The 12121-nt window shown below is 45.1% G+C and carries 11 protein-coding genes; all 11 read left to right on the top strand.

Features of this window, described 5'->3' with window-relative positions:
• Window positions 1-215: 215 nt before the first annotated feature.
• The 11 genes from ispC (at window position 216) to rnhB (ending at window position 12113) form a co-directional block, all read left to right on the top strand.
• Window positions 216-1412 (top strand): 1-deoxy-D-xylulose-5-phosphate reductoisomerase, encoded by a 1197-nt coding sequence (ispC, locus tag AACS92_RS16680; RefSeq protein WP_099108912.1) that lies wholly within the window; start codon window positions 216-218, stop codon window positions 1410-1412.
• Window positions 1413-1667: 255 nt separating this feature from the next.
• Window positions 1668-2420, top strand: coding sequence for a (2E,6E)-farnesyl-diphosphate-specific ditrans,polycis-undecaprenyl-diphosphate synthase (ispU, locus tag AACS92_RS16675; RefSeq protein WP_099108911.1), 753 nt, complete (start codon window positions 1668-1670; stop codon window positions 2418-2420).
• A 9-nt stretch (window positions 2421-2429) separates the two neighbouring features.
• Complete coding sequence (gene cdsA / locus AACS92_RS16670; RefSeq protein ID WP_099108910.1) at window positions 2430-3293, top strand: phosphatidate cytidylyltransferase; 864 nt, start codon at window positions 2430-2432, stop codon at window positions 3291-3293.
• A 10-nt stretch (window positions 3294-3303) separates the two neighbouring features.
• Complete coding sequence (rseP, locus tag AACS92_RS16665; RefSeq protein WP_099108909.1) at window positions 3304-4656, top strand: sigma E protease regulator RseP; 1353 nt, start codon at window positions 3304-3306, stop codon at window positions 4654-4656.
• Between the two features lie 33 nt (window positions 4657-4689).
• A complete protein-coding gene (gene bamA, locus AACS92_RS16660) occupies window positions 4690-7098 on the top strand; it encodes an outer membrane protein assembly factor BamA (protein WP_099108908.1) in 2409 nt (802 codons plus the stop codon).
• A gap of 97 nt (window positions 7099-7195) precedes the next feature.
• Window positions 7196-7693 carry a molecular chaperone Skp gene (gene skp / locus AACS92_RS16655; RefSeq protein WP_099108907.1) on the top strand — a complete coding sequence of 166 codons (498 nt, stop codon included), beginning with the start codon at window positions 7196-7198 and terminating at the stop codon, window positions 7691-7693.
• Window positions 7694-7697: 4 nt separating this feature from the next.
• Window positions 7698-8726, top strand: coding sequence for a UDP-3-O-(3-hydroxymyristoyl)glucosamine N-acyltransferase (lpxD, locus tag AACS92_RS16650; protein WP_099108906.1), 1029 nt, complete (start codon window positions 7698-7700; stop codon window positions 8724-8726).
• 229 nt (window positions 8727-8955) lie between these two features.
• Complete coding sequence (gene fabZ, locus AACS92_RS16645; protein ID WP_099108905.1) at window positions 8956-9408, top strand: 3-hydroxyacyl-ACP dehydratase FabZ; 453 nt, start codon at window positions 8956-8958, stop codon at window positions 9406-9408.
• 3 nt (window positions 9409-9411) lie between these two features.
• Entirely contained in the window at window positions 9412-10209 is a 798-nt protein-coding gene (lpxA, locus tag AACS92_RS16640) for an acyl-ACP--UDP-N-acetylglucosamine O-acyltransferase (protein ID WP_099108904.1), read from the top strand.
• A gap of 129 nt (window positions 10210-10338) precedes the next feature.
• Window positions 10339-11523, top strand: coding sequence for a lipid-A-disaccharide synthase (gene lpxB, locus AACS92_RS16635; protein WP_099108903.1), 1185 nt, complete (start codon window positions 10339-10341; stop codon window positions 11521-11523).
• Window positions 11523-12113: a ribonuclease HII gene (gene rnhB, locus AACS92_RS16630; RefSeq protein ID WP_099108902.1), complete on the top strand. Its 591-nt coding sequence runs from the start codon at window positions 11523-11525 to the stop codon at window positions 12111-12113. Before lpxB ends, rnhB begins: the two co-directional genes overlap by 1 nt.
• The last annotated feature ends 8 nt before the right edge of the window (window positions 12114-12121 follow it).

The following is a 12121-nucleotide window of genomic DNA, read 5'->3' as shown; positions in this document are numbered from 1 at the left end:
CCTGGTTGATTTCGGGTTGTTTCTCAGTCAATAAAGAGGCAGCTTGAAAGACAACGGGCATAACTTAACGCCGCAGCCCTGCGGCGTTATTCTTATCATTTAATATTATCAATATTACATTTCGTATCACATTTCTTTCTCAGGCAATGGACATAGCGATCAGGACAGATCAAACTATTGCGATATTATGTCAGTAGAATACTCAGAGTATTAATATGAAACGCTTAACTATCCTCGGCTCAACGGGGTCCATCGGGACAAGTACACTCTCAGTTGTCAGAAAGAACCCAGATAAATTCCGTGTTGTGGCACTTGTTGCCGGGAAAAATAGTGGAGTCATGGCACAACAGTGTCTGGAATTTCAGCCTCAGTATGCCGCAATGTCCGATGAACATGCCGCAACAGAATTGCGGCGGTTATTGCAGGAACAGGGTTGCCAGACTGAAGTTCTGTCTGGAAAAGAGGCTATCTGTGATTTAGCCGCGCTGGAAGATGTCGATCAGGTTATGTCTGCTATTGTCGGTATTGCGGGGTTACTGCCAACACTGGCGGCTATCCGTAAAGGTAAGCAGGTTCTGCTGGCTAACAAAGAATCGCTTATTACCAGCGGGCGTTTATTTATGGAGGCGGTTAATCAATATAAAGCACAGTTGTTGCCGATTGATAGCGAACATAATGCCATTTTTCAGAGTTTACCTGAGTCAGTCCAACACAATCTTGGTAATGCAACATTAAAAGATCATGGTATTTCCAGTATTATTCTGACCGGTTCTGGCGGCCCATTCCGTAAAACGCCGCTGGAAAAATTCTCTTCTGTCACCCCCGATGAAGCTTGTGCTCACCCAATCTGGTCAATGGGTCGTAAAATTTCCGTTGATTCTGCAACAATGATGAATAAAGGGCTGGAATATATTGAAGCCCGCCATCTGTTCAACGCTTCTGCTGATGAAATGGAAGTTCTGTTGCATCCACAATCCGTTATCCACTCAATGGTGCGTTATCAGGATGGCAGTATCATTGCACAGTTGGGCACACAGGATATGTGTACGCCAATTGCTTATAGCATGGCTTATCCCAATCGCATTGAGTCTGGCGCTAAACCGCTGGATTTTACTGAACTCAGCACACTGACTTTCGAAGCTCTGGATTATCGTCGTTATCCCTGCCTTAAACTGGCGATTGACGCCTGTCATGAAGGTCAGGCCGCAACAACTGCATTGAATGCCGCTAATGAAGAAACAGTGAGTGCCTTTTTGCAGAATCAGATTCGTTTCACTGATATTGCGGTGATGAATCGACAGGTTGTAGAGAAATTAAATTTGCCTGAACCTCAAAGCATTGAAGAGGTCTTAGAAATCGACCATATAGCAAGAACTCTGGCGAAAGAGGCAATTGGCGCCTTTGCTAACTAGCGAATTTTGTTAATAAGTATATGTTTGTTTGCATTTTGGCAAATGATATAGTTCGCAGGTAAATCGTAGTTGCTATAATAGCCAGTTCAATATTTAGCTTATTTTGGTATCTGTTTTTAAAGCATGTATCAGAGATAAAGGTTTTCGACCGGGTCTATGCCAGAAACAGCCGTGATAATTGTTGGCACGGCTTTTTCATGTGTGGAAATTCTTGAGCTATAAAGTGTCAGCTTAATTATTTAAGGATTAGTTTGAGTGATATCTCCTAGTGATTGTGACTCATCGCTGTCATTACCCAGACATGTTGCCATCATTATGGATGGTAATGGGCGTTGGGCAAAAAAGCGTGGGAAGTTAAGAGTTTTTGGTCATCGTGCAGGGATTAAGGCTGTACGAAGTGCTGTGAGCTTTTCGGTTAAAAATAATATCGAATCACTGACATTATATGCTTTCAGTAGCGAAAACTGGAATCGTCCACAACAAGAAGTCAGTTCATTAATGGAACTGTTTGTTTTTGCTCTCGATAATGAAGTGAAGAGCTTACATAAGCACAATGTGAAATTGTCTGTTATTGGTGATATTAGTCGGTTCAGCTCACGGTTGCAGGAGCGTATCCGCCGTTCAGTTGAGTTGACGGCGGGCAATACCGGATTGCAGCTTAATATTGCTGCCAATTATGGCGGTCGTTGGGATTTAATTCAGAGTGTCAGGCAGGTTGCTGAAAAAGTCAGGGCAAATCAGCTTGAACCTGAAGACATTACCGAGTCAACAGTAAGCAGTTTTATGAGCCTGAGTCAGCAGTCTGATGTTGATTTAGTGATCAGAACCGGGGGCGAGCATCGTATCAGTAATTTCCTGTTATGGCAGATAGCTTATGCAGAATTATATTTTACCGATATACTTTGGCCTGATTTTGATGAAACAGCCTTTGAAGGTGCTATTCATGCCTTTATTAAACGAGAACGCCGTTTTGGCGGAACGCCAGACGATGCCGAAGTGGGATCATAGGAGGAGAACTTGCTGAAGTACCGTCTTTTAACTACGTTAATATTAATTCCCCTTGTTGTTGCAGCTCTGTTTTTACTTCCTCCTTCAGGGTTCGGGCTGGTTGTCATTGCAGTTTCAGCACTCGCTGCATGGGAATGGGGGCAATTTGCCGGATTATTCACACAGTCAAAACGCATAGCACTGGCAGTATTGTGTGCCGCTGGGCTGCTTGCTTTACAACATTCTTTGGCAGACTTTACTCACCTGACTGAGAAACCTCAAATTCTGTATCTTTTATGGGCAGGAATGCTCTGGTGGGTTGTCGCTGTCATATTAGTTGTTGCTTATCCAGCTTCAGCTTCTATTTGGAAATCTTCCGTTATATTGCGCCTGCTATTCGGTTTTCTGACTATTGTGCCATTCTATTGTGGAATGATGGTTCTCCGCACTCAGGGGTATGAAAATAATACCTATAATGGTGCGTGGTGGCTGCTGTATGTGATGCTGCTGGTTTGGGCCGCTGATTCAGGGGCTTATATCTTTGGGCGCACATTAGGTAAACACAAAATGGCACCTAAAGTATCCCCGGGTAAAACTCTTGAAGGGCTGGCCGGAGGGCTGCTGACTGCGGCACTTATTTCCTGGTTATTCAGTAAATTTGCTCCAGTCCCAGTGATGCCTGAAAACTTGTTGCTGATTTCTGCTGTTGTCGTTATTGCCTCTGTTTTTGGTGATCTGACCGAAAGTATGTTTAAACGGGAATCGGGTATTAAAGATAGCAGTCAGTTGATCCCGGGGCATGGCGGAGTGATGGACCGGGTGGACAGTTTAACGGCGGCAGTACCTGTTTTTGCCGGCCTGGTAATGTTAGTTTCTTCTGGATTTGGTCTCTGAAGGTACATTAATGGATATTCTCTGGAATCTGGCTGCATTTATTGTTGCATTGGGAGTGCTTGTTACAGTGCATGAATTTGGTCACTTTTGGGTGGCCAGACGGTGTGGTATTTACGTTGAGCGTTTTTCTATCGGGTTTGGTAAAGCGCTTTGGCGTCGTACAGATAAACAGGGAACTGAATTCGTTATTGCCCTTATTCCTTTAGGCGGCTATGTCAAAATGCTCGATGAAAGAGTTGAGACTGTCGCTCCTGAGCGCCGCCATATGGCGTTCAATAACAAAACTATCGGGCAGAGGGCGGCAGTTGTCAGTGCCGGGCCAATCGCAAACTTTATTCTGGCTATTGTTGCTTACTGGCTGGTTTTTGTGATCGGCGTACCTTCGGTTCGTTCAGTTATCTTGGATGTTAAGCCTGACTCGATTGCGGCCCAGGCAAATATTTTGCCCGGAATGGAACTAAAAGCCGTTGATGGCATCGAAACTCCTGACTGGAATTCAGTAAGACTCGCTTTGATAAGTAAAGTCGGAGAATCTTCTGTGTCGCTGGATGTGGCCCCGGAGGATTCTTCGGAATCCATTCAAAAGACTCTGGATTTACGGCACTGGGCTTTTGATCCGTCCCGGCAGGACATCCTGCTGTCTTTAGGCATTATGCCTGTTATTCCGTACCCTAGTTCTCAGATAGAGAAAATTTATCCCGGCTCAGCGGCGGAAAAAGCGGGTTTACAAAGCGGGGACAGGATCGTTAAAGTCGATGGCCAGAACGTAGATATTTGGCACTCTTTTGCATCTTACGTCAGGAAGAATCCGAATACTCCCCTGAAACTTGATGTTGCAAGAGCTGGCAGTATGATGACTCTGTCATTGATACCTGAGGCTAAGAAACTTTCCGATGGGCGCGAAGAAGGTTTTGCCGGAGTTGAATTGAAAATTATTCCATTGGCTGATGAATACAGAACAGTTCAGCAGTATGGGCCTTTCTATTCCGTTTATGAAGCTGGAGAGAAAACCTGGCAATTGATCAAGCTGACCGTGAATATGATTGGCAAATTGATTGTCGGGGATGTGAAACTTGATAATTTGAGTGGCCCTATTTCCATAGCCAAGGGTGCTGGTGTGTCAGCGGATTCTGGCTTGGTGTATTATTTGATGTTTTTGGCGTTAATCAGCGTCAATCTTGGGATCATAAACTTGTTCCCGTTACCTGTACTAGATGGTGGACACTTGCTTTTCCTTGCTATCGAGAAGATCAAGGGAGGGCCAGTTTCCGAGCGTGTACAAGACTTCAGTTATCGCATTGGTGCTATATTGCTGGTGTTATTAATGGGGCTTGCACTTTTCAATGATTTCTCCCGCTTTTAGGTGGGGGACCAGTTAGGAAAACGCATAACAACGATGGCGATGAAAAAGTTGCTCATAGCGTCGCTGCTGTTCGGCAGCGCCACTGCATACGGTTCAGACGGATTCGTAGTTCAGGACATTCATTTTGAGGGTCTTCAACGTGTCACCGTTGGTGCAGCATTATTGAATATGCCAGTTCGCGTAGGTGATACAGTCAGCGATGAAGATATCAGTCGTATGATTCATGCCCTGTTCGCGACTGGAAACTTTGAAGATGTTCGTGTCTTGCGTGATGGTAATTCACTGGTTGTTCAGGTAAAAGAACGGCCAACCATCGCCAGTATTACTTTCTCCGGTAACAAGGCCGTGAAAGATGACATGCTCAAGAGTAATCTTGAAGCATCGCGCGTTCGTGTTGGTGAAGCCCTTGACCGCACCATGCTGTCGAATATCGAAAAAGGGCTGGAAGATTTTTACTATAGCGTCGGTAAATACAACGCTACAGTGAAGGCTGTTGTTACACCACTTCCCCGTAATCGGGTTGACTTGAAACTTGTTTTTTCTGAGGGTGTCTCCGCCAAAATTCAGCAAATTAACATTGTTGGCAATAAAGATTTCTCAACGAGTGAGTTACTCGATAGTTTCCAACTCAGAGATGATGTTCCGTGGTGGAATCTGACGGCTGATCAGAAATATCAGAAGCAGAAATTAGAAGGTGACCTTGAGAAATTGCGTAGTTTCTACCTTGATAGAGGCTATGCGCGGTTTAATATTGATTCGACTCAGGTGAATCTGACGCCTGATAAAAAAGGGATTTATATTACTATCAACGTCACTGAAGGGGATCAATATAAAATCTCAGGTGTTGATGTTAGTGGTAATCTGGCAGGGTATCAGGCTCAAATAACAAAACTGACTACTATTAAGCCGGGTTCACTGTATAACGGAACAGAAGTTACCCACATAGAAACAGCAATCAAACAGCTTCTTGGCCGTTATGGTTACGCTTATCCTCGGGTCATGACACAACCTGAAATCAATGATGCCGACAAGACGGTGAAGTTGCATATCAATGTGGATGCCGGTAACCGCTTTTATGTACGTAATATTCGTTTTTCTGGTAATACCACCAGTAAAGATTCGGTATTGCGTCGCGAAATGCGCCAGATGGAAGGGGCGTGGCTGGGTAGTGACTTAGTTGAGTATGGCAAAGAGCGTCTCAATCGTCTGGGTTATTTTGAAACTGTTGATGTTGCCACCGAACGTGTGCCGGGTAGCCCGGATCAGGTTGACGTCATTTATAAAGTTAAAGAACGTAACACAGGCAGCATGAACTTTTCTGTTGGCTACGGTACTGAAAGCGGCATGAGTTTTCAGGTCGGCGTTCAGCAGGATAACTGGCTGGGTACAGGTAATGCGGTTGGGATCAGCGCCAGTAAGAATGATTATTCAACATCGGCTGACTTGTCGTTTACTAACCCTTACTTCACTGTTGACGGGGTAAGTTTAGGCGGGCGGATATTCTATAGTGATTTCCGTGCGGATGATGCCTCGCTTTCTAATTATACCAATAAATCATACGGTACAGATGGCTCTCTTGGCGTTCCTCTGAATGAAAATAACTCATTATATTTCCGATTAGGTTATGTTCATAACTCGTTGTCTAATATACGTCCTCAGTTAGCGATGTGGCGCTATATGGAGAAAATGCATAAAAAGCCGGATTTCACGGATAAAATCAGGTTTGATGCCAATGACGTAACAATGACAGTGGGCTGGAGCTATAACAACCTTGACCGTGCTTTCTTCCCAACATCAGGTGTTAAAGCCGGTTTGGATACAAAAGTCACGGTGCCTGGCTCTGATAACCAGTTCTATAAAGTTACGCTGAACTCTTCCGGCTACTATCCTATTGATGAAGATCGTACATGGGTCATGATGGGACGTACCCGATTGGGTTATGGTGGTGGCATTGGGGGCAAGGAGCTGCCATTTTATGAGAACTTTTATGCCGGTGGCTCCAATAGCGTCCGTGGTTTCCGTCCTAACAACATTGGGCCAAAAGCGGTTTACCTTGAAAAAGGCCCGGGAGGCCAGCCTAAGGTTAACTCAAGAGGTTCATTCCAGGATGCAGTGGGTGGTAATGCGATAGCAGTTGCCAACTTCGAGCTGATTACGCCAACACCGTTCCTGGATGCAAAATATGCTAATTCTGTACGAACATCTCTGTTTGTAGATGCGGGAACAGTATGGGATACCAGCTGGAGCAACAGTTACGATGGGGTAAATTACCCTGATTTACCTGATTACGGTAAACCCAATAGAATACGTGTTTCTACTGGTATCGCACTGCAATGGTTATCACCATTGGGGCCTCTATCTTTCTCTTATGCGAAGCCAGTCAAAGATTACAAAGGGGATAGAACAGAGCAATTCCAGTTCAACATCGGTGGAACCTGGTAAAAAACCAATCGTTATTGGTAGGAAATCGCCTTATTATTAGATAAGGCGATTATAAATATCCCAACGTGTAAAATGGCGTAGGTCAAAGGAGTTTATAGTGAAGAAAGTACTGTGTGCAGTAAGCCTTGGTATTGCATTAGCGTTTTCTGCCGGTGTTCAGGCAGCGGACAAAATCGCTGTTGTGAATATGGCTGAAATTTTCCAACAATTGCCAGCTCATGAAGCTGTTGCAAAACAATTGGAAAATGAATTCAAAGGCCGCGTTTCCGATTTACAACGTATGGAATCTGATTTGCAGTCTAACATCCAGAAATTGCAGCGTGATGGCTCAACAATGAAAGCGAGCGACCGCGAAAAACTGGAAAAAGACGTAATGGCTAAACGTGATGAGTTTGCGAAGAAAGCACAGTCTCTTGACAACGATAGCCGTCGCCGTCAGATGGAAGAGCGCAATAAGCTCGTCAACCGCATTCAGGATGCAGTTAAGGTTGTTGCCGGTAAAGAAGGTTATGACCTTGTTCTTGATGCAAGTACCGTAGTATATGCTGCATCCGGTAAAGATATTACTTCAGACGTCATGAAGCAGGTTAAATAATTAAATGGTTTCAATTCGATTGGCTGATCTTGCTCAGCAGTTGAATGCGCAATTACATGGTGATGGCGATATCGTCATCACTGGTATTGCTCCTATGTATTCAGCAAACAGCGAACAAATTACATTTTTATCAGATAGCCGTTATACCGATAAACTTGCAGAGTGTCAGGCTGCGGCAATTGTGTTGAGCGAAGCCGATCTTCCTCATTGTAAAGTTGCTGCACTGGTGGTTGATAACCCGTATCTGGCTTATGCGCGTATGGCGCAAATTATGGATATAACGCCACAACCAGCGCAGGATATCCACTCGTCAGCAGTGATTTCTCCAGAAGCGACATTGGGACGAAATGTTGCAATCGGAGCAAATGCTGTCATCGAATCTGGTGTTGTACTTGGTGATAATGTCATCATTGGTGCTGGCTGTTTTGTTGGTAAAAATACCCGTATTGGTACAGGAACCCGTCTTTGGGCCAATGTTTCGGTATACCATAACGTTGAAATGGGTGAACAGTGCCTTATTCAGTCAGGTGCTGTAATAGGCTCTGATGGTTTTGGTTATGCGAATGATCGCGGTAACTGGATTAAAATCCCGCAGTTAGGCACGGTCATTATTGGTGATCGCGTTGAAATAGGCGCATGTACGACTATCGATCGTGGTGCTCTGGATAACACTATCATCGGTAATGGTGTTATCATTGATAACCAGTGCCAGATTGCTCACAACGTTATCATTGGTGATAACACGGCAATAGCGGGTGGCGTCATTATGGCAGGCAGCCTGAAAGTCGGTCGTTATTGTATGATTGGTGGGGCCAGTGTTATCAACGGACATATGGAAATCTGTGATAAAGTAACTGTGACTGGCATGAGCATGGTAATGCGCCCAATCACTGAACCTGGTGTATACTCATCGGGTATCCCGCTGCAACAGAACAAAGTCTGGCGTAAGACGGCTGCTTTGGTAATGAATATCAACGAAATGAATAAGCGGTTGAAATCTGTTGAACGCAAGCTTGAAGGTGACAACAAGTAATCATACAAACATTTTGTTGGTTAAGTTTTTATTTTTACGGCCTGTCTGATAACTCCACCGGAGTTAACGCAGGCCGTGTCATTAGTGCTTTTTTTATACTGCATTAGTTTTATTCACAATGGATTTCAAGATGCGTAGCCAACTAAAGAAGCAACTTGAAAGACGAAGTGTATTGTATAGTGCATATTTTTTAATACTACGATTGGATATAGACAGGAAGAGTATTTAGATGAGTGATAATCATACTCTGCAAATTGAAGAAATTTTGAAATTACTGCCACATCGCTACCCATTTTTACTGGTAGACCGAGTTCTGGATTTCGAAAAAGGCAAGTTTCTGCGAGCAGTTAAAAATGTAACGGTTAATGAACCATTCTTTCAGGGACATTTCCCGGGTAAACCTATTTTCCCCGGCGTTCTGATCCTTGAAGCAATGGCTCAGGCGACAGGAATTCTGGCATTCAAAACTGTTGGTACGCTGGAGCCAGGAGAATTGTATTACTTTGCAGCGATTGATGGCGCACGTTTTAAGCGTCCGGTTCTGCCAGGTGATCAAATGATTATGGAAGTAGAGTTTATTAAAGAACGCCGTGGTGTTGCGCGTTTCAGAGGTGTAGCGAAAGTCGATGGAGAAGTGGCTTGCGAAGCTGAAATGATGTGTGCCCGCCGCCGTGAGGCTTAATGCATGATTGATCAGACCGCTGTTATTCATCCTTCTTCAATTATTGAAGAAGGAGCTGTTATTGGTGCCAATGTTCGTATTGGCCCATTTTGTTATATCGGTTCGCAAGTAGAAATTGGTGAAGGGACTGAATTGAAATCCCACGTTGTGATCAACGGGATAACCAAAATTGGCCGAGATAACCAAATTTATCAATTTGCTTCAATTGGTGAGGTCAATCAGGATCTCAAATATCAGGGTGAACCGACTCGTGTTGAGATCGGGGATCGTAACCGTATTCGCGAAAGTGTATCCATTCACCGTGGTACTGTTCAGGGTGGTGGATTAACTCAAGTCGGCAGTGATAACTTGCTGATGATTAATGCTCACATTGCCCATGACTGTATTGTGGGTGATCGCTGCATCATTGCCAATAATGGTACTTTGGGCGGGCATGTCATTCTTGGTGATTACGTGATCATCGGTGGTATGACTGCTGTTCATCAGTTCTGCCAGATTGGCTCCCATGTTATGGTCGGCGGTTGTTCCGGTGTTGCTCAGGATATACCTCCCTATGTTATTGCGCAGGGGAATCACGCCACGCCTTTCGGTCTGAATATTGAAGGCCTGAAACGTCGTGGGTTTGATAAAGAGTCGCTGCACGCTATTCGTAATGCTTATAAAGCACTTTATCGCAGTGGAAAAACGTTGGAAGAAGCCAGAAACGAGATCGAAACTCAGGCCGAAAACAACCCACACGTAAAATTATTCAGTGATTTTCTGGCGAATTCAGCAAAATCCAGTCGCGGCATTATTCGCTAAGTATACCCTATGGATTTCGAGTTGCATTGAGGCGGCAAGGGAGTTCATCCCCAGGAGCATAGATAACTATGTGACCGGGGTGAGCGAGTGCAGCCAACAAAGAGGCAATTTGAAAGACGACGGGTATAGATAAAGGGTGTTCCTTTGACTACCATTTCTTCTGTTAACCATCAGCGTCCACTGACAATTGGCTTAGTCGCCGGAGAAACTTCCGGTGATATCCTGGGGGCGGGGCTGATCCGTGCATTGAAAGCTAAAATTCCTGACGCCCGCTTTGTGGGGGTCGCAGGTCCTCTTATGCAGGCCGAAGGTTGTGAAGCCTGGTATGAGATGGAAGAACTGGCGGTCATGGGGATCGTTGAAGTTCTGGGGCGTTTGCCGCGTTTACTGAAAATCCGCAAAGATTTAACGGCTCGTTTTACGGAGTTGAAGCCGGATGTTTTTGTTGGTATTGATGCACCAGATTTCAACATCACTTTAGAAGGCCGTCTGAAACAGCAGGGGATCCGGACGATTCATTATGTCAGCCCATCGGTATGGGCATGGCGCCAGAAGCGGGTGTTTAAAATCGGCCGCGCAACAGATCTGGTACTGGCATTTCTACCCTTTGAAAAAGCGTTTTATGATCGGTTTAATGTGCCATGCCAGTTTATTGGGCATACAATGGCTGATGCCATGCCGTTGCAAACAGACAAAATAGCCGCCAGAAAAGGTTTAGATATTCCGGCAAATGCCCATTGTCTGGCTATCCTGCCGGGCAGCCGCCACGCTGAAGTAGAAATGCTCAGCGCCGACTTTTTGAGAACCGTGCAGTTACTCAGGAATGAAATCCCTGATCTGCATGTATTGGTTCCATTGGTAAATGCCAAACGGCGTGAGCAGTTCGAGCGTATCAAAAATGAAGTTGCACCGGATTTATCCATTCACATATTAGATGGTCAGGCTCGTGCAGCTATGATTGCCAGTGATGCAACCTTATTGGCATCCGGTACAGCAGCACTGGAATGTATGCTGGCTAAATGCCCGATGGTAGTGGGTTATAGAATGAAACCTTTTACATTCTGGCTGGCAAAACGTCTGGTAAAAACCCCTTATGTTTCCCTGCCTAATTTGCTGGCAGGTAAAGAATTAGTCAAAGAGTTACTACAGGATGAATGTGAGCCTCAGGCACTGTCGGCGGCATTGTTGCCGTTGTTACGTGGTGGTGTTGAGGTGGAAGCATTGAAAGAAACCTTCCTGCATTTGCATGAAAGTATTCGCTGTGATGCCGATGAACAGGCGGCACAAGCGGTACTGGAATTAGCGAGAAAATAATGAATTTTGTTTATCCGCAGGCGAATCTGATTGCCGGTGTTGATGAAGTCGGGCGTGGCCCGCTGGTGGGGGCCGTGGTGACTGCGGCAGTTATTCTTGATCCGGCCAGACCTATTACTGGCTTGATGGATTCGAAAAAACTGACAGAAAAACGTCGCGAGGTGCTTTATCTGGAGATCACAGAAAAAGCGTTGTGCTGGAGCCTTGGGCGCGCTGAACCGGAAGAGATTGACCGTATCAATATTCTCCATGCCACCATGCTTGCAATGCAGCGTGCTGTTGAAGGCTTAGCAATTCAGCCAGATTATGTCCTGATTGACGGAAACCGTTGCCCGGTATTATCAATGTCAGCACAGGCAGTCGTTAAGGGAGATAGTCTGGTTGCAGAGATCAGTGCCGCTTCCATTCTGGCTAAAGTGACGCGGGACAGAGAAATGGCCGAGCTGGATAAACAGTTCCCTGAATATGGTTTTGCAAAGCATAAAGGTTATCCTACCGCCCTGCATTTGGAAAAACTGTCTCTGCTGGGTGCGACGGAACACCATCGTAAAAGTTTTGCGCCAGTTAAACGCGCGCTGGCTATTGGATAAAAATCTGG

The organism is Xenorhabdus sp. KJ12.1, from assembly GCF_963876495.1.
In the GTDB taxonomy this organism is placed as follows: Bacteria; Pseudomonadota; Gammaproteobacteria; order Enterobacterales; family Enterobacteriaceae; genus Xenorhabdus; species Xenorhabdus stockiae.
This window is presented reverse-complemented; position numbering and strand designations above follow the sequence as displayed.